The sequence below is a fragment of the Bradyrhizobium semiaridum genome, assembly GCF_020329505.1.
GTDB classification, from domain to species: domain Bacteria; phylum Pseudomonadota; class Alphaproteobacteria; order Rhizobiales; family Xanthobacteraceae; genus Bradyrhizobium; species Bradyrhizobium semiaridum.
Genome location: NZ_JAGKJJ010000019.1, coordinates 73,744 through 92,339 on the forward strand (window position 1 = coordinate 73,744; position 18,596 = coordinate 92,339).

Sequence of the window (18,596 nt, forward strand, 5' to 3'; positions counted from 1 at the left end):
GAACCGATGGACCTGCAGATGAATTCTCCCGCACTGAAAGTCGCACTCGTCACGGGCGCCGCGCGCGGCATCGGGCTGGCGACGGCAAAGCGCTTTCTCGCCGAGGGCTGGCGCGTCGCGCTGCTCGACATCGAGGGTGAGTTGCAGGCGCGCGCGGTGGCGGCGCTTGACAGGCCCGACGACACGCTGGCGCTGACCTGCGACGTCTCCGATGCCAGCGCCGTCGCGGCGGCGATCGCCGCGGTCGCGGGCCGCTTCGGCCGGCTCGATGCGCTGGTCAACAATGCCGGTGTCGCAGTGTTCGCGCCGGTGCTGGAGACCTCCGACGAAGACTGGAGCCGGATCATGGCGGTCAACCTGACCGGCCCGTTCCTGTGCACCAAAGCCGCGGCGCCGGTCATGCGCGAGCATGGCGGCGGCGCGATCGTCAACATCAGCTCGATCTCGGCAGTGCGCGCCTCGACGCTGCGCTCGGCCTACGGCACCAGCAAGGCGGGGCTGGCGCATCTGACCAAGCAGCTCGCGGTCGAGCTCGCCTCGCTCGGCATCCGCGTCAATGCCGTGGCGCCCGGACCGGTCGAGACCGCGATGGCCAAGGCGGTGCACACGGCGGAGATCCGCGCCGACTATCACGACGCGATTCCGCTCAATCGTTACGGTCTGGAGGAAGAGCTGGCGGACGCCATCTTCTTCCTGTGCTCGGAGCGCGCCAGCTACATCACCGGCCAGATCCTCGCCGTCGACGGCGGCTTCGATGCCGCCGGCATCGGCCTGCCGACCCTGCGCGGCCAGCGGCAGAATGGATAGCTTCGCCACGCATTCCTTACCCTCCCGTCATCCTGAGAGGGCGTGAAGGTTTGTCCCACCGCTGTCATCGCCCGGCCTGTGCGCAATTGCGCACATGGACCGGGCGATGACACCGAGCAAGTTGAGCAAACTAAACCGGTAGCAGAACCGGTCAGCGCTGATTCACCGCGACCACGCGCCAGGCATCCTGCAGCCGGTCGATCCGCGTCAGCGACAGCGGGTCGATGACGAAGCGCAGCGCGAGCTCCGGGGCCAGTTCGAGCGCGATCGCAAGCACCGCGCGGATGGTGCCGGAATGCACGACCAGCACGGCATCGCCTGCGCGGAGGCGCGCCAGCCCTGCCCTTGCACGCACGATCTGATCAGCAAAGCTCTCGCCGCCGGGCGGGCGGTTGGTTGCAGGCAACTGCCAGAATGCGCGATAGGCCTCCGCGCCAAGCTCGGCCTCGATCTCGCTGTGGCGGCGGCCGGTCCAGTCGCCGAAATCCTGTTCGCGGAAGGCGTCGTCCTGCGCAGCATGAAGGCCGAGGCGTGCGGCGGTTTCGCGCGTGCGCCGTGCCGGGCTGCACACCGCAAATGCTGCGGTCGGCAGCCGCGCGCGGAGCGTCTCGAACGCCGCGGCATGGCCAAGATCGGCCGGCGCATCGGCCGCATGGATCACGCCGGGCGGCCCGTCCACCGGCGCGTGGCGGATCAGCCAGAGACGCGTTTCACCATTCATCGTGCCTATCCCAGCCGCGCCGCGAGCAGTACGAGGATCGCGACCTCCGCGACCTGCTCGGCAGCGCCGAGCACGTCGCCGGTCAGGCCGCCGATCTGCCGCTTTGCCAGGAGTCCCATGAGCAATGCCGCCGCGCCGGCCGCAATCGCCGCCAGCAATGCGCCGGCGAACGGCAGCACCAGCACGGCAATCAGCAGCGCCGCGCCGGCCGCGACCGCTGCGATGGTGCCGTCGGGCCGGCCGGCGTTGGCCGCGAGCCCGTCGGCGCGCGCATTGGGCAGGCTGATCGACAGCCACGGCAGCACGCCGCGGCCGAGCGCATGCGCGGCGATCAGGCTCTGCATCACGACACCATCCGGAATCGCCGCCAGCGCCGAAAGCTTTGCGGCAAAGCCCACGAGCAGCGCCAGCGCGCCATAGGTGCCGAGCCGGCTGTCGCGCATGATCTCGAGCTTGGCCGCGACGTCGCGCCCGCCACCAAAACCATCGGCGACGTCGGCGAGCCCGTCCTCATGCAATGCGCCGGTGAGCAGCGTACCGCCGCCGAGCGCAAGCGCAGCCGCGGCAAGATCCGGCACGCCGACCGCGCGCAGCAACAGGCAGAACAGCCCGATCGCCGTGCCGATCAGGCCGCCGATCACGGGGAACAGCCGCTGCGCCCTCGCAAAATTCTCCGGCCGCGCGCCGTCCGGATGCGACATCGGCAGGCGGGTCAGGAAGGCGGTGGCGGTCCTGAGATCGTCGAGCCATTCACGCATATCGCAGCCTTCAATAGCTTCTCGTTTGAGCATGATCCGGTCGGAAACCGCTCCACGCCTTTCCGGATCATGCTCTTGTTGAGCATGATCTTTCGGAAAACCGCTTCACACTTTTCCGGATCATGCTTTAGCTTGCGCCGCGCTCGACGAGGGAATCGCATGCAGTTCAGTACTCTAGACGACGTCCGCGGCTTTTGTCGCGACCTCCCCGGGGGTGACGCCGCCATGGCGGAGGCGGCCAGGCTGCGGCAGCAGAATTTGACAAAGCCGCCGGGCAGTCTCGGCCGACTGGAGGAGATCGCGATCTGGCTGGCGCGCTGGCAGGGTCGCGAGCTGCCGCAGCTCGACAAGGTCACCATCGCGGTGTTCGCCGGCAACCACGGCATCGCGGAACGCGGCGTCTCTGCCTATCCGTCCGAGGTCACTGCGCAGATGGTGGCGAATTTCGCCGCCGGCGGCGCGGCGATCAACCAGATCGCAAAACTCGCCGGTGCCGAGCTGCGCGTCGAGCCGCTCGAGCTGGCGCGGCCGACCCGCGACTTCACGATGGCGCCGGCTATGGACACGGCGGATTTCCTCGTCGCACTCGACACCGGCTGGCGCACGGTGCCCGAGCAGTGCGACCTGCTCGTCGTCGGCGAGATGGGCATCGCCAACACCACGGTGGCCGCGACGCTATGCGCGGCGCTGATGGGCGGGCGCGGCGCGCGCTGGGCCGGCCGCGGCACCGGCATCGACGATGCCGGGCTTTTGCGCAAGCGCACCGCGATCGATATGGCGCTGAAGCTGCATCGCGGGGTGCTCGATGATCCGCTGGCCACGGCCGCAGCGCTCGGCGGGCGCGAGCTTGCGGCGATCGCCGGCGCCGTGCTCGCAGCACGCGCGCGCTGCATCCCGGTGCTGCTCGACGGCTTCGTGGCGACCGCGGCAGTGCTGCCGCTGGCCAAGCTTGCGCCCGATATCCTCGCGCATTGCCGCGCCGGTCATGTCTCGGCCGAGCTCGGCCACCGCGAATTGCTGCGCGAGCTCGCCCTCGCCCCGCTGCTCGATCTCGAGATGCGGCTCGGCGAAGCCTCCGGCGCCGGGGTCGCGATCCTCCTGCTGCGCGCGGCGCTGGCCTGCCACGGCGGCATGGCGACCTTTGCCGAGGCCGGCGTCTCCGGCGCAGGCTGAGCCTCGGACAGCCCGGCAACCGGCTGAAAAGCCGGTGCATAGCGGCCCGGCCGCCCGCAATCTTCGCGTGTGCAGCATGATTTCAGTGCCCGAACCGCATAACCTTTGCCCCGCTGCGGTGCCAAGGCGCAACAGCCGTGCTGAAACCAGCTATCGGGGAGAATGACGTCATGTCGGGAGTTCTCATCAATCTGCTCATTCAAGTCATCAGCGGAGCCATCTGCGGCAATGTCGCCGCGGGGGCGGCCAAGAACATCGATCTCGGCACGCTCGGCAACACCATCGCGGGCGCGATCGGCGGCGGCGCCGGGGGACAGCTTCTCGGCATGCTGATTCCGCTGCTCGCCAATTCCACCGCAACGCCGGATATCGGCAGCATCGTCGGGCAGATCGCGGGGGGCGGCGTGGCCGGTGCGGTGCTCACCGCGATCGTCGGCGCGCTGAAGAACCGGACCGCCTGATTCTCCGCTCGGGGCGGCCGCCGGTCTTGATGATGCCCCGATCCGCGTGCATCTATTGTCCGCAACAGACGCGGTGCGATCCCGATCGCGTCCACGCCATCGGATTGCGCTGATGAAGATGCTTCTCGCTGCAGCCGCGTTCTTCGCGACGGTCTCGTCCGCCGCCGCCGAGGTGCGCATCCTCGCCAGCCCCGGCGGACAGGTCGGCCCATTCCTCGAATTGTTCGAGAAGGTGCGCGCCTCCGGCGAGCGCGTGGTGATCGACGGCCCGTGTTTTTCGGCCTGCACGCTGGTGCTCTCGATGGTGCCCGACGACCGCATCTGCGTGACGCGGCGCGCAGTGCTCGGCTTCCACGCCGCGCGCTCGATCGACCAGCGTGGCCGCACCTACGCCGAGCCGGAAGCCACCGAGGCGGTGCTGGCGGCCTATCCCGGACCGGTGCGCGGCTGGATCGTCCGCCGCGGCGGATTGAGCTCGCGGCTATTGCTGCTGCGCGGCCGCGACCTCGCGGCGATCTATCCGCGCTGCCGGTGAAGCCCGCTGCTGCTATCGCCCGGCTTGCGGGCGATCCAGTACGCCGCGGCCTGTCGGCTCAACAACGGCTGTCTCTGGAATACTGGATCGCCCGGTCCATGTGCGCAATTGCGCACAGGCCGGGCGATGACTGCGGTGGGTGAGAATAAAGCTTCGCATCCTCTCGGGGTGCCGGTGACAAGCCGATCCGCCCCTCACATCTCCTGCGGGCAGTTCACCATCCAGGGGATACCGAACTGATCGACGCACATGCCGAAGCCCTTCGAGAAAAAGGTCTTGCCGAACGGCATGGTGACGGTGCCGCCTTCCGACAGCGCCTTGAAGCGGCGCTCGGCGTCGGCGGGATCCTCGACCTGCAGCGCGACGTGAAAACCTTGCGGCTTCTGGAAATGGCCGGGAGGCGCATCGGAGGCCATGATGATCTCGCCGTCGATCGTGATCCGGGCGTGCATGATCTTGTCCTTCCATCCGGGCGGGGTCTGCATCTCCGGATTGCCCTCCCCGTAGGGGAAGGTCAGTTCGATCTGCGCGCCCAGGACCTTCTGGTAGAACTTCAGCGCGGCGTCGCAATTGCCGTCGAAGGAGAGATAGGGATTGACCTGCATTGCATGCTCCTTGGTGATCGATTCCTGTTTGACGCGTTTTCCTGACGCGAACCGGTATCCACCTCGCTCGAAAACGCTCTATTTCTCAGTCAGCTTCTTCAGATTGGCGAGACCGGCCTCGAAATCCCTGCCGATCATGTGATCCAGGTTCATGAACACCTGCATCACTTTCGACATGAAGACGGCCGGACCATACATGGTCCATGTGACGGTGGTCGCATCCCCCTGCGGCAGCATTGTGAACTCGGCGGTGTTGTGGCCCTCGAACGGCTTGAAGAAGTCGAGCTTGATCACGATCTTCGACGGCGCCTGCGCTTCGAGGATCTCCATCCGGCCGGCGCCGACATTCTTGCTGCCGTCCCAGGCATAGACCGCACCCTGGCCGCGCTCGGCGCCGTCATAGCTGCGCTTCATCGCAGGATCCCGGCTCTCGTAGGGTGACCAGGCGACCCACTGGTGGAAATCGTTGATCAGCGGAAAAATCCGCTCGGCCGGCGCCTTGATGCTGATCGTGCGCACGACCCGCAGCGTGTCCGGCTTGGTCGCCGCGAGGACAAGGATGACGGCAATCGCGATCGCGAGGATCACGGCGATGATGGCAATGGTCTCAAGCATGACGGATCTCCGTAAACGGGTGCAGCAACAGCTCAGCGGCGGAACGGAAGCAGCGTGCGCAGCGTGCCGTCGCGCAGGTAAAGCCCGCCCCACAGCAGCAGGCCGAGATAGAGCCCGAACAGCGTGTGCGTGAACAGCGGGCTGTCGATCCGCACATGCGATGCGATGGCGCCGCCGAGATAGCCGGTGAGCAGGATCGCACCGAGGATCGAGGTCGGCGGCACCGAATACAGCAGCGTGCAGACGATGGTGATGATGCCGAGGCTGCGCGCCAGCGTATCGCTCGCGCCCCAGCCCATCTTGTCCATGGTCTCGGTGACAACAGGCAGCGGCAGCAGCTTGATAGCGCCGTCGAACAGCAGGAAGAGAACGACGACGCCGCTCATCACGCGGCCGGTGATGCGGGCGGGCTTCGAGACTTCGGTGTCGACGAGGATCGCCATGACTGGCTCCGTAAGGCTTGGTGACGCTCTGTCATCAAGACGAATGGGCGCGGGCGGGGCCGACATCGGTGGTGAAGATTTTTGCGAGAGCGACGCAGGGAGCCGCGACGGCGCGATCGAATTGCAGGAGTGATGCATGCGTCGATGTTCTCGCGCGCGGCACCCCTCTCCCCAACCCTCCCCCGCAAGGGGGGAGGGAGCCTGACCAGCGTGCTCACCTCACGGGGCTTCGGCAGATCGCGATTGTGCGGATGTAATGCGGCCACCGGCGGCAGGGCTCCCTCCCCCCTTGCGGGGGAGGGTTGGGGAGAGGGGTGCCGCGCGGGGAAGTCTATCGATCTGGCTTCGACCAATGCGCGCACCGCCGCGCGACTACTTCGCCTTGGCGCTGCGCGGCTGGCTGTCGCGCATCAGGCGGTCGATATGCATGCGGATGTGGGCGGCTTCGGCTGTCGTGTTGGCGAGCGCGATGGCACGGTCGAAGGCGACGCGGGCTTCCTCATTGCGCCCGAGCTGCATCAGGAAGGCGCCGCGCACCCCGAAGTAATGAAAGTAATTGGCGAGCCGCGGCGCCAAGGGCTCGATCATCTCAAGTGCGGCTTCCGCGCCCCTCACCTTGGAGACCGCGACCGCGCGGTTCAGCGTCACCACCGGCGACGGCTGCATCACCTCGAGCGCGCCGTAGAGCAGGTCGATCTGCGCCCAGTCGGTGTCCTCGGGCTTTTCTGCGCGGGCGTGCAGCGCCGCGATCGCGGCCTGCACCTGATAGGGCCCGCTCCTGCGGTGGCGCATCGCCTTGTCGATCAGCGCCAGCCCCTCGGCGATCAGCTTCTGATTCCACAGGCCGCGGTCCTGATCCTCCAGCAGGATCACCTGACCGTCGGCATCGAAGCGCGCCGCGGCGCGGGCGTGCTGCAACAGCAGCAGCGCGGTGAGGCCCATGATCTCCGGCTCGCTCTGGAACAGCCGCAGCAGCAGGCGCGCGAGCCGGATCGCCTCCTCGCACAGCGGCGAGCGGATCTCGGCGGTATCGCCGCTCGCCGAATAGCCCTCGTTGAAGATCAGATAGATCATCGCGGCGACCGAGGCGAGCCGCTCGCTGCGCTCGACCGCGCCCGGCGTCTCGAACGGCACCCTGGCGTCGGCGACGCGCGCCTTGGCACGCGTGATGCGCTGCTCCATCGCGGCTTCCGATACAAGGAAGGCGCGCGCGATCTGCTTCACCGAAAGGCCGGAGACGATGCGCAGCGCCAGCGCGATCTGCTGCGTCGCCGGTAGATCCTTGTGGCAGCAGATGAACAGCAGCCGCAGGATGTCGTCGCGGTAGTGCGAGCCGTCGAGCCGCTCGGCGATCTCCTCCTCGGCATCGTCTAGGTCGGAGATCGCCTGGTCGTCCTCGGGCAACGGCTGCTGCCGCTTGTTGCGGCGGACCTCGTCGATCGCGACGTTGCGGCCGACCATGATCAGCCACGCCGCGGGATCGCGCGGCGGGCCGTTCTGCGGCCAGCTCTTCAGCGCCCGCAGGCAGGCGTTCTGGAATGCCTCCTCAGCGGTGTCGAGGTTGCGGAAGTAGCGCAGCAATGCGCCGACCGCCTGGGGACGCGCAGACGTCAGTGCCGCATCGATCCAGGCGGTATCGGTCACGACTCGACGCTCCCCGGCCTGAACACGCCGACCGGCCGGATCTCGTAGGTGCCGCCGGGATTGGCCTTGCCGAGATCGCGGGCGACGTCGAGCGCTTCGTCGAGGTTCTTGCAGTCGACGACGTAGAAGCCGAGCAGCTGTTCCTTGGTTTCGGCAAACGGCCCGTCCAGCACGATCGGCGGGTCGTCCTTGCGCAACGTCGTGGCCGCCGTGGTCGGCAGCAGCCGCGCCACCGGGCCGAGCCGGCCCTGCTTGGCGAGGTTTTCCTGCACCACGGCGAGTTTCTGCATGACGGCAGCGTCCTGTTCCTTGCTCCAGGAACCGACGAGATCTTCGTCGTGATAGCAGAGGATGGCGTACAGCATCGAAAAGGCGTCTCCGTTCAATTCAAGAACGAACGATTATGCCCGCTGCCGACAGGGGCCGAAAGAAATTTTGCGGAAAGAAGGTTCCGGATGGCGCAGGCGTTGCAGTCGCGGCGATGATACATCGTGTCAACGCCGCGACGATCACGTGCTCAACGATAGATGCCGTAGCGCGGCAATGCGGCGTGCCTTGGTCCTCGTCGTTCTCCGGGTACCAGGCGTCGCTTCTGTTCGACGGCCAGGCAATCCGTTGCGGCCTCGCTTCTCCCGGCGCGAGCAGTTTGCGCATGGAAGTTCTCTCCGGTTGATGGCAGGAGATTAGAGAGGTCGGCGAGTTCTGTGACTAACATCACGTAGGTTTTGGAGGTATTTAGATGGGTAACGGCACGCTCGCGATTCTGGTGAACAGCGCCATGCAGAACTGGTTGCCGTCGCGCTGGAAAGCGCGGTTCGATGCCGAATGCCCTGGCCGCCGCGTGGTGCTGCTGCCGGACGGCGCGCTCGATCCGGCCGATGTGCACTATGCCGCGGTGTGGAAACCAAGGCCCGGCGAACTCGCTGCATTCAGGAACCTGCGTGTCATCTTCAATCTCGGCGCCGGCGTCGACGCGCTGATGGCCGACCGCTCGCTGCCCGACGTGCCGCTGGTGCGGGTCTCGGTCGGCGACCTCACCGACCGGATGACCGAATATGTCGTGCTGCACGTGCTGATGCATCACAGGCAGGAGCTTTACCTGCGCGAGTCGCAGCGGGCGAAGCGCTGGGAGCCGAAATACCAATGGGCGGCGAGCGCCCTCACCGTCGGCATCATGGGGCTCGGTACGCTCGGCGCCGCCTCGGCGCGTGCGCTCCGCGCGCTCGGCTTTCGCGTGGTCGGCTGGAGCCGCAGCGCCAAACAGATCGACGGCATCGCCTGCTTCCACGGCGCCGACGGGCTGGATGCGTTCCTGCGGCAGAGCAACATCCTGGTCTGCCTGCTGCCGCTGACGCCGGATACGCAGCATGTCCTCAACCGCGATGTGTTCGCGAAGCTGAACCGTGACAGCCCGCTCGGCGCGCCCGTGATCGTCAATGCCGGCCGCGGCGCCCTGCAGAACGAGCCCGACATCCTGCGGGCGCTCGACGACGGCACGCTGGGCGCCGCCTCGCTCGACGTCTTCGAGACCGAGCCGCTGCCGCAGGACAGCCCGTTCTGGAGCCATCCGAAAGTGGTGCTGACGCCGCACAACGCCGCCGACACCGACGCCGACGAGATCTCGAAATACGTTGCGGCGCAGATCACCCGCTTCGAGTCGGGCGGCGCGCTGGAGAATGTGGTGGACCGTACGCGAGGGTATTGACGTGCGGGCTCGGTTCTATTTCGGCGGCGCCGCCGCTGCGCACATCACGTCCATGGCGCCCTTCACGATCGCCTCGAGGTCCTTGCGCGGCACGCGGGCGCGGGCGCGGATCGCGATGGTGTGGATGGTGGCGGAGGCGAGATGTGCCAGCGCGGTGGCGTCGGCATCGCCAGGCAGCTCGCCGCGTTCCTTGGCAACGCGGAAGCAGAACGCGAACGCCTTGTCGAGGCCGACGAGGCCCTCCAGCACCATGGCGCGGATGTCCGGATCCGACACCGCCTCCGATGCCGCGGTCATCACCGTGAAGCAACCGCGCGGGCCGCTGTCGCCCGACAGATAAATGTCGAGCGCGATCTTGTAGATGCGCTCGAGCCGCTGTCGCAGCGGCGCCTCGGCGCCGAAGATATCGACCATCGCGGCGCGCGCCTCGTCGCGATAGCGCTGGTAGCTCTTGATGTAGAGCGCGCGCTTGTCGCCGAACGCGCCATAGAGGCTCGGCCGGTTCATGCCGGTTGCCGCGCTGAGATCATCGAGCGAGGTCGCGGCAAAGCCGTCGCGCCTGAAGAGATCGAGCGCCTTGCCGAGGGCCACATCAGGCTCATAGGCACGCGGCCGCCCGCGCCGCTTCGGGGCGGCGGGCGCTTTCGCAGCGAGCGGTTTGGCAGCAGATGGCGGCTTGCTATTTTTTTGTACCATTTCGCATGAAATCCCTTGACGGACCCCATATTATGCAAGACAGTACAAAAATCAATCGGCCGGCGCACCGACGAGGGCGTGGTGCTGACCGAGAACGCCGCGATCCTGCAATACGTCGCAGACCAGTTTCCGCGCGCCGGCATCGGCACCAGCTCGAACGTCGAGCGCTCGCGGCTGCATCAATGGCTGTGCTTCATCGGCACCGAGCTGCACAAGGGCCTGTTCCTGCCGCTGCTCGACAAGAAGGCGCCGCCGGAGGCGAAGAGCTATGCGCTGGAGAAATACGTCTCGCGGCTCGACTATCTCGAGGACCATCTGAAGGACCGCGATTACCTGCTCGATCATTTCAGCGTCGCCGACGCCTACCTCGTCACCGTCATCAACTGGACCATGGCGACCCCACCAATCGAATTGGCCAAATGGCCGGCGCTGAAAGCCTATTACGAGCGGCTGCGCAGCCGGCCGTCGGTCGCGAAGGCGATCGCGGAGGAGTTCGAGCTCTACAAGGCCGAAATCGCGCGGCACAAAGCGGCGGCGTGAACTCTCCTTCTCCCCGCCTGCCGGGAGAAGGTCGGGATGAGGTGGGAGTTCCCGCGAGACCGGTGAGAAATGGAATCGCGGAGTCCCCCTCACCAGGATCGCATCGGACGATGCGATCCGACCTCTCCCCACAATCGGGGCGAGGTGGAGTGCGCAGCGGATCAGAACGGCTCCGTGCCCAGTCCGGGCACGTCGGCCGGACGCGGGCCCGGGGCGGGCCAGTGGAAGCGGCGGTCTTTTTCCGCGATCGCGATGTCGTTGATCGAGGCTTCGCGGCGGCGCATCAGGCCATGCTCGTCGAACTCCCACTGCTCATTGCCGTAGGAGCGGAACCAGTTGCCGTCGGCATCGTGCCATTCGTACTGGAAGCGCACCGCGATGCGGTTGCCGTCGAACGCCCAGAGATCCTTGATCAGGCGATACTCGCGCTCCTTCTCCCATTTGCGGGTGAGAAAGGCCTCGATGGCTGCGCGGCCGGCAAAGACCTCGGAGCGGTTGCGCCAACGGCTGTCCTCGGTATAGGCGAGCGCGACCCGCGCAGGATCCCGCGAATTCCAGGCATCCTCCGCCATGCGCGCCTTCTGCGCGGCGGTTTCGCGGGTGAATGGCGGCAGCGGCGGACGTGACATTGGCGATCCCTCGCGGTTGTTGCGCTCACGCAATCTATCGTCGTGGCAGAAAGAGTCGATGGGCTCGCGCCTATCGGCCGATAGCTAGACCAGATCGGCCTTCATCAGCGCGCGGATCGCCTTCGGGATCGGCTGCGCGCGGCCGCCGCTGATGAAGGCGACGCGGACCTCGGCCTTGACCAGCACGTCATCGCGGCGCCGCACCTCCTGCGCCAGCGTGATCGAGGCGCCCTTCACCGCGACCGGCCAGGTCACGATATCGAGCAGATCGTCCATCCGCGCCGGCTTGAGAAAGTCGAGCGTCATCGAGCGCACCACGAAGGCAAAGCCACCGGTCTCCTCCTGCGCCTCCTCGAACAATGCCTGCTGCTCGGCGCCCATCAGGCGCAGATGATTGGTGCGCCCGCGCTCCATGAAGCGCAGGTAATTGGCGTGATAGACGATGCCGGAGAAATCCGTGTCCTCGTAATAGACGCGGACCTGCATATGGTGGCGGCCGTCGCGGATTTCGCCGTCGAGAATGGGTGAAGTCATGTTGCGCCCCGATCACGCTGAACTTGCGCTACCAAAGCGCGATGAGATCATCGCGCCTTGGTTCTTTTTTGAGCAGGATCCTTTCGGAAAACCACTTCACACTTTTCCGGATCATGCTCTATTGCGCAAATTCGCCGCTCGGCGCAAGCGCGGTCAGGACACCACCGGCGCCTTGCCGCCCAACGTCACCTGCACGATCTCTGGCGGCACGCCGAGGCGAAACGGCATGATGCTGCAGCCGAGGCCGCCGGAGACGACGACGTCGCATTTCAGCTTGAAGTGACCATAGGCGAGGCGCATGCCCTGCTTGACGGGCACCGCCGGGGACCAGCCAGCCAGCCGGACCTGGCCGCCATGGGTGTGGCCGGACAGCTGCAGCGCGACGCGCGCGGGCACGCGGCGCGCGACGTCGGGCTCATGCGCGAGCAGGATCACCGGCGCGTCGTCGGTGACCCTGCCGAGCGTGGCCTCCAGATCGTCGACGCCGATACGTGCGACCGGGCGATAGCGCCGCGCGAGGCCGGAATGAACCGCGTGACGTGGCGCAGCCCCGCGACATAGTCGCCGAGCAGGACGATGATGTCGGCATCGAGCGCGTTGGTACGCTCGACGATGGTCTCAATGCGCCGGAGCGACATCCAGGGATCGCAGGCATGGATGTCGGCGAGCGCGGCGATCCTGAGCGGAAAGCCCGCCGGCCATTGCCGCGGCGACAGGTCGTAGCGCGTCAGCGCGAGGCGGACGACCGGCTCGCTGACGCCATAGGCCGCGGTCGAGGCGGTGGCGGCGGTCAACCCGCCGACGGTGCGGAAAAACTGGCGACGTGAAATCATGGACGTGTGATCGGTGATGCCCGAAGCGCGATGTGCTTCATCTTCTCCGGCATGACCTCATCGGAAACCGCTTCGCAGGTCTCCGGATCATGCCGCGGTCGATCATAGGCCCTCGGATTGGAGCGGAATTGCGCCGCGTTTGTGCAGAAGGCCTCCAGACGTTTCGCAATGGTTACGAAGCAAGGTTACCGGCGGCGCTCAACCCGTCTTTTCACGACTTCGGGAGCGTGGGAAGCATGATGCGGAAAAGTGTGAAGCGGTTTTTCGAGCAAATCATGCTCAAATCAAAAACTGAAGCGCGAACCCATCGCGCTTCAGTCCTCGTCGTCATTGCCGCCGAACAGGCCGAACTGCGCGGGATCGCGGTTCGGCTCGGCGAGGCCGAGATGGCGGAAGGCGTGCGAGGTGAGCAGTCGGCCGCGCGGCGTGCGCTGCAAATAGCCGCACTGGATCAGATAGGGCTCGATGATGTCCTCGATCGCATCGCGCGGCTCCGACAGCGCCGCCGCCATGGTCTCCACGCCGACCGGGCCGCCGCCATAGTTCAGCGCGATCGTCGTCAGATAGCGGCGGTCCATCGCATCGAGGCCGGCGCTGTCGACCTCGAGCGCGCTGAGCGCACGGTCGGCGATACCGCGGTCGACGGAGTCCGCATCCGCCGCCGAGGCGAAATCGCGCACCCGCCGCAGCAGACGGCCGGCGATGCGCGGCGTGCCGCGGGCGCGGCGCGCGATCTCGTTGGCGCCGTCGCCCGTCATCCCGACATTGAGCACGCGGGCGCCGCGGGTGACGATCTTCTCCAGCTCCTCCTCAGTGTAGAAATTGAGCCGGATCGGAATCCCGAAGCGGTCGCGCAGCGGATTGGTCAAGAGGCCGGCCCGCGTGGTGGCGCCGACCAGGGTGAATTTCGCCAGGTCGATCTTCACCGAACGCGCGGCCGGCCCCTCGCCGATGATGAGGTCGAGCTGGAAATCCTCCATCGCGGGATAGAGCACCTCCTCCACCGCCGGGCTGAGCCGATGGATCTCGTCGATGAACAGCACGTCGCGCTCTTCGAGATTGGTGAGCAGCGCCGCAAGATCACCGGCTTTGGCGATGACAGGACCGGAGGTGGCGCGAAAGCCGACGCCGAGCTCGCGCGCGACGATCTGCGCCAGCGTGGTCTTGCCGAGGCCGGGCGGGCCGACGAACAGCACGTGATCCAGCGCCTCGCCGCGCTTCTTCGCCGCCTCGATGAAGATCGAGAGGTTCTTGCGCGCCTGCGCCTGGCCGACGAACTCCGACAACGACTGCGGCCGCAGCGCGGTGTCGCCGACGTCATCGGACCGGCGTTCGGGCGTGACGATGCGGGAGGGCGTGTTCACTTCGACAATTCCTTCAGGCCCAGCCGGATCAGGTGCGCGGTCTCCGCTTTCTCACCGGCGCTGCGCGAGGCAGCGGCGATGGCGGCTGCCGCCTGCGGCTGGCCGTAGCCGAGATTGACCAGCGCGGAGATCGCATCCGTTACCGGACGCGGCGCGCGGTTGTTGTCGATCGCTCCCGATAGATGCACGACGGCCGGATCGACATCGGCAAAGCCCGGCGCCTTGTCCTTCAATTCGCTGACGATGCGCTCGGCGACCTTCGGTCCGACTCCCGGCGTCCGCGCCACCGCCGCCTTGTCGCGCAGCGCGATGGCGTTGGCGAGATCGGTCGGCGGCAACGTGCCGAGCACTGCGAGCGCGACCTTGGCACCGACGCCCTGCACCGTCTGCAGCAGCCGAAACCATTCGCGCTCGTGGTCGCTGCGGAAGCCGAACAACTTGATCTGGTCCTCGCGGACATAGGTCTCGATCGACAGCACCGCCGCCCCGCCCGGCGACGGCAGCGCCTGCAGCGTGCGGCTGGCGCAATGCACCTGATAGCCGACGCCGCCGACATCGAGGATCACGTAATCCTCGCCGTAGGAATCGATCAGGCCCTTCAGTTTGCCGATCATGATGACACCGCAAGTTCGGCGCTCGCATCGAACGCAGTAAGGGACGCACCAGCGGAAGGGTTTCCTCCCCCCTTGCGGGTTAGCGAGAGGGGTGCCGCTTGCTCAGTTGCCCGACGTATCGCGCGGACCATGTGATCCTCGTTGATGCGTCGCGACACATCGCCGGTCGGCGCCCGGGGCTTAGCCCTCTCCCCAGCCCTCCCCCGCAAGGAGGGAGGGAGCCTGACTGGCGTGCTCACCTCACGTCGCGTGAACAAACGAGCGCTGTTCATAAGCTCGCCACCTTCAGCCGCAGCGCGGTGGTTTGGCGGTGATGGGCGTGGGTGATGGCGACGGCGAGCGCATCGGCGGCGTCGGCGGAGGGCGGCTCGGCTTTCGGCAGCAAAATCTTCAGCATCACCTGGACCTGGTTCTTCTCGGCATGGCCGGCACCGACCACGGTCTTCTTGACCTGGTTCGGCGCGTATTCGGCGACGGAGATGCCGAACATTGCGGGCGCCAGCATGGCGACGCCACGGGCCTGGCCGAGCTTCAGGGTGGCGACGCCGTCCTTGTTCACGAAGGTCTGCTCCACCGCGGCTTCCGCCGGCCGGTAATCGCCGAGCACGGCGGCGAGGCCCTCATGGATCGCGAGCAGGCGGTTCGCCAGCGGCAGATTGTCGGGCGGCTCGATTGAGCCGCAGGCGATATAGATCAGACGGTTGCCCTCGGTCTCGACCACGCCCCAGCCGGTGCGGCGGAGGCCGGGATCGATACCGATGATACGGACGGGGATGCGAATCGGCTGGGCTGTCATGGGCTAGTGATACCGCCTGCCTCGCGAGAACGAAACACAAACGGGGCGTCATCCCCTGCCCCAGTCTTCGTAATGCCCGCTTATATCCCGCGAAAGCGGTGATCCAGCACGCCGCGGCTTCGCGGATCAAACTGAGGTCTCTGGGGTACAGGATCGCCCGGTCAAGCGGGCGATGACAGCGGAGTGTGAGGCGAGGACCAGCCTCTTACCCTCTTACCCACCTACCCGCCCATCTTCGCGATCAGCGCGTCGGACACCTCGAAATTGGCGAACACGTTCTGCACGTCATCGTGTTCGTTGAGCAGGTCCATCAGCTTCAAAAGCTTTTCGCCGGTTTCGTCGTCGACCGAGACGGTGTTCTGCGGCTTCCAGGTCAGCGCCGCCTTGCGCGGCTCGCCGAACTTCGCTTCCAGCGCCTTGGCGACCTCACGGAAGGTATCCTGCGAGGCGTAGACCTCGTGGCCGGCTTCGCTCGAGACCACGTCATCGGCGCCGGCCTCGATCGCGGCGTCCAGCATGGCGTCGTCGGAGGCGACGCTCTTGTCGTATTCGATGATGCCGGTGCGGTCGAACATGAAGGCGACTGAGCCGGTTTCGCCGAGATTGCCGCCCGATTTGGTGAAGAAGGAGCGGATGTCGGAGGCGGCGCGGTTGCGGTTGTCGGTCAGCGCCTCGACGATGACGGCGACGCCGCCGGGGCCGTAGCCCTCGTAGCGGATCTCGTCATAGTTCTCGCCGTCGCTGCCGGCGGCCTTCTTGATGGCGCGCTCGATATTGTCCTTCGGCATGTTTTCCGCGCGGGCCGCGACCACCGCGGCGCGCAGCCGCGGGTTCATCGCAGGGTCCGGGGTGCCGAGCTTGGCCGCCACGGTGATTTCGCGGGCCAGCTTGCCGAAAAGCTTCGACTTCTGGGCGTCCTGCCGGCCCTTGCGATGCATGATGTTCTTGAATTGGGAATGGCCGGCCATGCGTCGTCTCTTCGAAGCTCAGGTCTGAACGGGGATGGAAAACGCGGCCTTATAGGCCCGCCACCCGCCAAAATCAAAGCACCGGCGGGGCATTCCGTCCCCGGCATACTACCGCATGCCGGAATATGAGGCACCTGTTAACCATGACTTCATGCCCGGCTGAGATGATCCGCCCGGTCCCGCCGTAACTTTCCCAAAGCCCCAGAGCATTCCCATGGCGTTCGGTTTGTTTCGAAAGCAAGTGCCGGAGCCGGCTGCGCCCGCTGTTCCTGCCGAGGTTCCGGCCGCTGCTGCACCCGAGATGCCCGCTTCGGCCGAGATCGATTCGGCCAGGGAGATTCTCGAACTGCTGGAACTCGAACTCGGCGGCATGATTCGCCAGCTCGAGCGCGCGGCCGGTTCGGTGGCCGACGGCGCCGAGGCGACGGCCTCGACGCTCGCGACCATCCGCGCCCGCACCGACGCCCTGAGCGGCCGCAGCAGCGCCGCGCAGAGCACCGCCACCACCTTCTCGGAAGCCGCCGACCGCTTCACCCATTCCGCCGACGGCATCGGCCAGCAGGTGCGCAACGCCTCGAGGCTGGCCGATGACGCCGCGGCCGCGGCCCGCGAGGCCACCGCCAATGTCGACCGGCTGCGCGAATCCTCGGCAGCGATCGGCAACGTCGTCAATCTGATCGCGCAGATCGCGCGGCAAACCACTTTGCTCGCGCTCAACTCGACCATCGAGGCGGCGCGCGCCGGCGCCGCCGGCAAGGGCTTTGCAGTGGTCGCAACCGAGGTCAAGGCGCTGGCGGTGCAGACCCAGAGCGCGACCGAGGAGATCACCAGGAAGATCGAGGCGCTGCAGAAGGACGCGACCGGCTCGGCCGACGCCGTGCATCGCATCTCGCAGGCGATCGAGGCGATCCGCCCTGTGTTCGAGAACGTCAACGGCGCGGTCGCCGAGCAGAACCAGATCACCGGCGAGATCGGTCACAACGCCGCCTCCGCCTCCAGCTTCATCGTGTCGGTCGGCACCAGCGCCGGCGAAATCGATTCGGCCACAAGGGAAGCCGAAGCGCATGGCGAGAGCGTCGCCACCGCTGGCAAGGCCGTCACCGCTTTCGCGCAGAAGCTGAAGGCGCGCTGCGCCGTGCTGCTGCGCCAAGGCGAGCGCGGCGATCCGCGCAAGGACGAGCGGCTGCCGTGCAGCCTGACCATCGAAATCAGCACCGCACGCGGCGTCGTCACCGCGCCGGTCTACGAGATCGCGATGGACGGCATCCTGATCGGCGGACCCGACGCCGAGAAGCTGCCGGCCAACGAGACCCTGAGCGCGACCTTGCAGGACATCGGCGCCTGCCGGATCAGGATCGGCGAGCGCAGCAAGGCCGGCGCGCAGGCGCGCTTCGAGGCCGCGAGCGCGGCGATGCGCGACAAGATCGAAGACACGATGTGGGCGATCCATGAGGAGACCGCCGAACTCGTCACCCGCGCGATGGAAGCAGGCCACGCGCTGACGAAGATTTTCGAGGATGGGCTGCGCACCGGCGCGGTCACGCTCGATGATTTGTTCGACACGGACTATGTCGAGATTTCAGGCACCAATCCGGTGCAGTACCGCACCCGAATGCTGGACTGGGCGGATCGCGCGCTGCCTGCACTGCTGGAAGCGTTCCTCGCCAAGGACAAGCGGATGGCGTTCTGCGCCACGGTCGACCGCAATGGCTACCTGCCGGTGCACAACAAGATCTACTCGCATCCGCAGCGGCCGGGCGATGTCACCTACAACACCGCCAATTGCCGCAACCGCCGAATCTTCAACGACACCGCCGGGCTTGCGGCCGCCCGCAACCAGCGCGCCTATCTGATCCAGACCTATGCCCGCGACATGGGAGGCGGCAACACCGTGATGATGCGCGAGATCGACGTGCCGATCCGTGTCCGCGGCCGGCACTGGGGCGGCTTCCGCAGCGCCTACAAGCTTTGACGTTTCGTAGCCCGGATGCAGCGCAGCGTAATCCGGGACCAGTCTTTCCAAAGGCGAAACTCCGCGATTTCGCTGCGCCGCAGCCGGATGACGCAGTTCGCGCTCAGGCAAGACGTCGCGCGCGAATCACGCTGTAACTTCTTGGGAATGCCGTGGTGGGTCGACGCGCGGCACTGATAAAAG

General features: G+C 66.7%; 21 protein-coding genes and 2 pseudogenes. 7 read left to right on the forward strand and 16 right to left on the reverse strand.

All coding sequences use genetic code 11. From position 1 onward, the window contains the following. Nucleotides 1-18: 18 nt before the first annotated feature. On the forward strand, nucleotides 19-807 hold the full coding sequence (locus J6500_RS21070; RefSeq protein WP_225714606.1) for an SDR family NAD(P)-dependent oxidoreductase: 789 nt from the start codon (nucleotides 19-21) through the stop codon (nucleotides 805-807). A gap of 151 nt (nucleotides 808-958) precedes the next feature. Here the strand turns inward: J6500_RS21070 and J6500_RS21075 are convergent, their stop codons facing one another. Continuing rightward, nucleotides 959-1,528, reverse strand: coding sequence for a histidine phosphatase family protein (locus tag J6500_RS21075; RefSeq protein ID WP_225714607.1), 570 nt, complete (start codon nucleotides 1,526-1,528; stop codon nucleotides 959-961). A gap of 5 nt (nucleotides 1,529-1,533) precedes the next feature. Next, on the reverse strand, nucleotides 1,534-2,286 hold the full coding sequence (gene cobS / locus J6500_RS21080) for an adenosylcobinamide-GDP ribazoletransferase (protein ID WP_225714608.1): 753 nt from the start codon (nucleotides 2,284-2,286) through the stop codon (nucleotides 1,534-1,536). A 159-nt stretch (nucleotides 2,287-2,445) separates the two neighbouring features. On the opposite strand from cobS, the gene cobT reads away from it, so the two are divergent. From cobT to J6500_RS21095, 3 genes are all read left to right on the forward strand, one after another. After that, complete coding sequence (cobT, locus tag J6500_RS21085; protein WP_225714609.1) at nucleotides 2,446-3,459, forward strand: nicotinate-nucleotide--dimethylbenzimidazole phosphoribosyltransferase; 1,014 nt, start codon at nucleotides 2,446-2,448, stop codon at nucleotides 3,457-3,459. Nucleotides 3,460-3,629: 170 nt separating this feature from the next. Beyond that, nucleotides 3,630-3,920, forward strand: coding sequence for a hypothetical protein (locus tag J6500_RS21090; protein WP_225714610.1), 291 nt, complete (start codon nucleotides 3,630-3,632; stop codon nucleotides 3,918-3,920). Nucleotides 3,921-4,032: 112 nt separating this feature from the next. Next, nucleotides 4,033-4,455 carry a hypothetical protein gene (locus tag J6500_RS21095; protein ID WP_225714611.1) on the forward strand — a complete coding sequence of 141 codons (423 nt, stop codon included), beginning with the start codon at nucleotides 4,033-4,035 and terminating at the stop codon, nucleotides 4,453-4,455. A gap of 194 nt (nucleotides 4,456-4,649) precedes the next feature. Here the strand turns inward: J6500_RS21095 and J6500_RS21100 are convergent, their stop codons facing one another. The 6 genes from J6500_RS21100 to J6500_RS21125 form a co-directional block, all read right to left on the reverse strand. After that, nucleotides 4,650-5,060: a VOC family protein gene (locus tag J6500_RS21100; RefSeq protein WP_225714612.1), complete on the reverse strand. Its 411-nt coding sequence runs from the start codon at nucleotides 5,058-5,060 to the stop codon at nucleotides 4,650-4,652. Nucleotides 5,061-5,138: 78 nt separating this feature from the next. Continuing rightward, nucleotides 5,139-5,675, reverse strand: coding sequence for an SRPBCC family protein (locus J6500_RS21105; RefSeq protein WP_225714613.1), 537 nt, complete (start codon nucleotides 5,673-5,675; stop codon nucleotides 5,139-5,141). A gap of 32 nt (nucleotides 5,676-5,707) precedes the next feature. Continuing rightward, nucleotides 5,708-6,118, reverse strand: coding sequence for a DoxX family protein (locus J6500_RS21110; RefSeq protein WP_225714614.1), 411 nt, complete (start codon nucleotides 6,116-6,118; stop codon nucleotides 5,708-5,710). 372 nt (nucleotides 6,119-6,490) lie between these two features. Further along, nucleotides 6,491-7,762, reverse strand: coding sequence for an RNA polymerase sigma factor (locus tag J6500_RS21115; RefSeq protein WP_225714615.1), 1,272 nt, complete (start codon nucleotides 7,760-7,762; stop codon nucleotides 6,491-6,493). Further along, nucleotides 7,759-8,127, reverse strand: a complete 369-nt coding sequence (locus J6500_RS21120; RefSeq protein WP_225714616.1) for a YciI family protein — start codon at nucleotides 8,125-8,127, stop codon at nucleotides 7,759-7,761. The genes J6500_RS21115 and J6500_RS21120 overlap by 4 nt, the downstream gene beginning before the upstream one ends. Nucleotides 8,128-8,149: 22 nt before the next feature. Next, complete coding sequence (locus J6500_RS21125; protein WP_225714617.1) at nucleotides 8,150-8,416, reverse strand: hypothetical protein; 267 nt, start codon at nucleotides 8,414-8,416, stop codon at nucleotides 8,150-8,152. A gap of 85 nt (nucleotides 8,417-8,501) precedes the next feature. On the opposite strand from J6500_RS21125, the gene J6500_RS21130 reads away from it, so the two are divergent. Next, nucleotides 8,502-9,467 carry a 2-hydroxyacid dehydrogenase gene (locus J6500_RS21130; protein WP_225714618.1) on the forward strand — a complete coding sequence of 322 codons (966 nt, stop codon included), beginning with the start codon at nucleotides 8,502-8,504 and terminating at the stop codon, nucleotides 9,465-9,467. 15 nt (nucleotides 9,468-9,482) lie between these two features. On the opposite strand, the gene J6500_RS21135 is transcribed toward J6500_RS21130, so the two are convergent. Then, nucleotides 9,483-10,163, reverse strand: a complete 681-nt coding sequence (locus J6500_RS21135) for a TetR/AcrR family transcriptional regulator (RefSeq protein ID WP_225714619.1) — start codon at nucleotides 10,161-10,163, stop codon at nucleotides 9,483-9,485. 63 nt (nucleotides 10,164-10,226) lie between these two features. On the opposite strand from J6500_RS21135, the pseudogene J6500_RS21140 reads away from it, so the two are divergent. Continuing rightward, nucleotides 10,227-10,703: pseudogene (locus J6500_RS21140) on the forward strand (glutathione binding-like protein); the annotation flags it as partial. A gap of 161 nt (nucleotides 10,704-10,864) precedes the next feature. On the opposite strand, the gene J6500_RS21145 reads toward J6500_RS21140, so the two are convergent. The 7 genes and pseudogenes from J6500_RS21145 to J6500_RS21175 all read right to left on the reverse strand — a co-directional run bounded on the left by J6500_RS21145 (nucleotide 10,865) and on the right by J6500_RS21175 (nucleotide 16,441). Then, a complete protein-coding gene (locus J6500_RS21145; RefSeq protein ID WP_225714620.1) occupies nucleotides 10,865-11,332 on the reverse strand; it encodes a nuclear transport factor 2 family protein in 468 nt (155 codons plus the stop codon). 84 nt (nucleotides 11,333-11,416) lie between these two features. After that, nucleotides 11,417-11,866: a tol-pal system-associated acyl-CoA thioesterase gene (gene ybgC, locus J6500_RS21150; RefSeq protein WP_211990195.1), complete on the reverse strand. Its 450-nt coding sequence runs from the start codon at nucleotides 11,864-11,866 to the stop codon at nucleotides 11,417-11,419. Between the two features lie 153 nt (nucleotides 11,867-12,019). Further along, a pseudogene (locus J6500_RS21155) lies at nucleotides 12,020-12,699 on the reverse strand (metallophosphoesterase). Nucleotides 12,700-13,013: 314 nt separating this feature from the next. Further along, nucleotides 13,014-14,063: a Holliday junction branch migration DNA helicase RuvB gene (ruvB, locus tag J6500_RS21160; protein ID WP_225714621.1), complete on the reverse strand. Its 1,050-nt coding sequence runs from the start codon at nucleotides 14,061-14,063 to the stop codon at nucleotides 13,014-13,016. Then, nucleotides 14,060-14,677, reverse strand: a complete 618-nt coding sequence (gene ruvA / locus J6500_RS21165; protein ID WP_225714622.1) for a Holliday junction branch migration protein RuvA — start codon at nucleotides 14,675-14,677, stop codon at nucleotides 14,060-14,062. Before ruvA ends, ruvB begins: the two co-directional genes overlap by 4 nt. Before the next feature lie 268 nt (nucleotides 14,678-14,945). After that, a complete protein-coding gene (gene ruvC, locus J6500_RS21170; protein WP_225714623.1) occupies nucleotides 14,946-15,473 on the reverse strand; it encodes a crossover junction endodeoxyribonuclease RuvC in 528 nt (175 codons plus the stop codon). 221 nt (nucleotides 15,474-15,694) lie between these two features. After that, on the reverse strand, nucleotides 15,695-16,441 hold the full coding sequence (locus tag J6500_RS21175; protein ID WP_225714624.1) for a YebC/PmpR family DNA-binding transcriptional regulator: 747 nt from the start codon (nucleotides 16,439-16,441) through the stop codon (nucleotides 15,695-15,697). A 214-nt stretch (nucleotides 16,442-16,655) separates the two neighbouring features. Between J6500_RS21175 and J6500_RS21180 the strand changes: the two genes are divergently transcribed. Further along, nucleotides 16,656-18,413, forward strand: a complete 1,758-nt coding sequence (locus J6500_RS21180; RefSeq protein ID WP_225714625.1) for a methyl-accepting chemotaxis protein — start codon at nucleotides 16,656-16,658, stop codon at nucleotides 18,411-18,413. The last annotated feature ends 183 nt before the right edge of the window (nucleotides 18,414-18,596 follow it).

What these genes read in the sequence shown, in the direction of transcription:
- J6500_RS21070 (WP_225714606.1), top strand. Translation starts at nt 19, where the DNA reads ATGAATTCTCCCGCACTGAAAGTCGCACTCGTCACGGGCGCCGCGCGC.
- J6500_RS21075 (WP_225714607.1), bottom strand. Translation starts at nt 1,528, where the DNA reads ATGAATGGTGAAACGCGTCTCTGGCTGATCCGCCACGCGCCGGTGGAC.
- cobS (WP_225714608.1), bottom strand. Translation starts at nt 2,286, where the DNA reads ATGCGTGAATGGCTCGACGATCTCAGGACCGCCACCGCCTTCCTGACC.
- cobT (WP_225714609.1), top strand. Translation starts at nt 2,446, where the DNA reads ATGCAGTTCAGTACTCTAGACGACGTCCGCGGCTTTTGTCGCGACCTC.
- J6500_RS21090 (WP_225714610.1), top strand. Translation starts at nt 3,630, where the DNA reads ATGTCGGGAGTTCTCATCAATCTGCTCATTCAAGTCATCAGCGGAGCC.
- J6500_RS21095 (WP_225714611.1), top strand. Translation starts at nt 4,033, where the DNA reads ATGAAGATGCTTCTCGCTGCAGCCGCGTTCTTCGCGACGGTCTCGTCC.
- J6500_RS21100 (WP_225714612.1), bottom strand. Translation starts at nt 5,060, where the DNA reads ATGCAGGTCAATCCCTATCTCTCCTTCGACGGCAATTGCGACGCCGCG.
- J6500_RS21105 (WP_225714613.1), bottom strand. Translation starts at nt 5,675, where the DNA reads ATGCTTGAGACCATTGCCATCATCGCCGTGATCCTCGCGATCGCGATT.
- J6500_RS21110 (WP_225714614.1), bottom strand. Translation starts at nt 6,118, where the DNA reads ATGGCGATCCTCGTCGACACCGAAGTCTCGAAGCCCGCCCGCATCACC.
- J6500_RS21120 (WP_225714616.1), bottom strand. Translation starts at nt 8,127, where the DNA reads ATGCTGTACGCCATCCTCTGCTATCACGACGAAGATCTCGTCGGTTCC.
- J6500_RS21125 (WP_225714617.1), bottom strand. Translation starts at nt 8,416, where the DNA reads ATGCGCAAACTGCTCGCGCCGGGAGAAGCGAGGCCGCAACGGATTGCC.
- J6500_RS21130 (WP_225714618.1), top strand. Translation starts at nt 8,502, where the DNA reads ATGGGTAACGGCACGCTCGCGATTCTGGTGAACAGCGCCATGCAGAAC.
- J6500_RS21135 (WP_225714619.1), bottom strand. Translation starts at nt 10,163, where the DNA reads ATGGTACAAAAAAATAGCAAGCCGCCATCTGCTGCCAAACCGCTCGCT.
- J6500_RS21145 (WP_225714620.1), bottom strand. Translation starts at nt 11,332, where the DNA reads ATGTCACGTCCGCCGCTGCCGCCATTCACCCGCGAAACCGCCGCGCAG.
- ybgC (WP_211990195.1), bottom strand. Translation starts at nt 11,866, where the DNA reads ATGACTTCACCCATTCTCGACGGCGAAATCCGCGACGGCCGCCACCAT.
- ruvA (WP_225714622.1), bottom strand. Translation starts at nt 14,677, where the DNA reads ATGATCGGCAAACTGAAGGGCCTGATCGATTCCTACGGCGAGGATTAC.
- ruvC (WP_225714623.1), bottom strand. Translation starts at nt 15,473, where the DNA reads ATGACAGCCCAGCCGATTCGCATCCCCGTCCGTATCATCGGTATCGAT.
- J6500_RS21175 (WP_225714624.1), bottom strand. Translation starts at nt 16,441, where the DNA reads ATGGCCGGCCATTCCCAATTCAAGAACATCATGCATCGCAAGGGCCGG.
- J6500_RS21180 (WP_225714625.1), top strand. Translation starts at nt 16,656, where the DNA reads ATGGCGTTCGGTTTGTTTCGAAAGCAAGTGCCGGAGCCGGCTGCGCCC.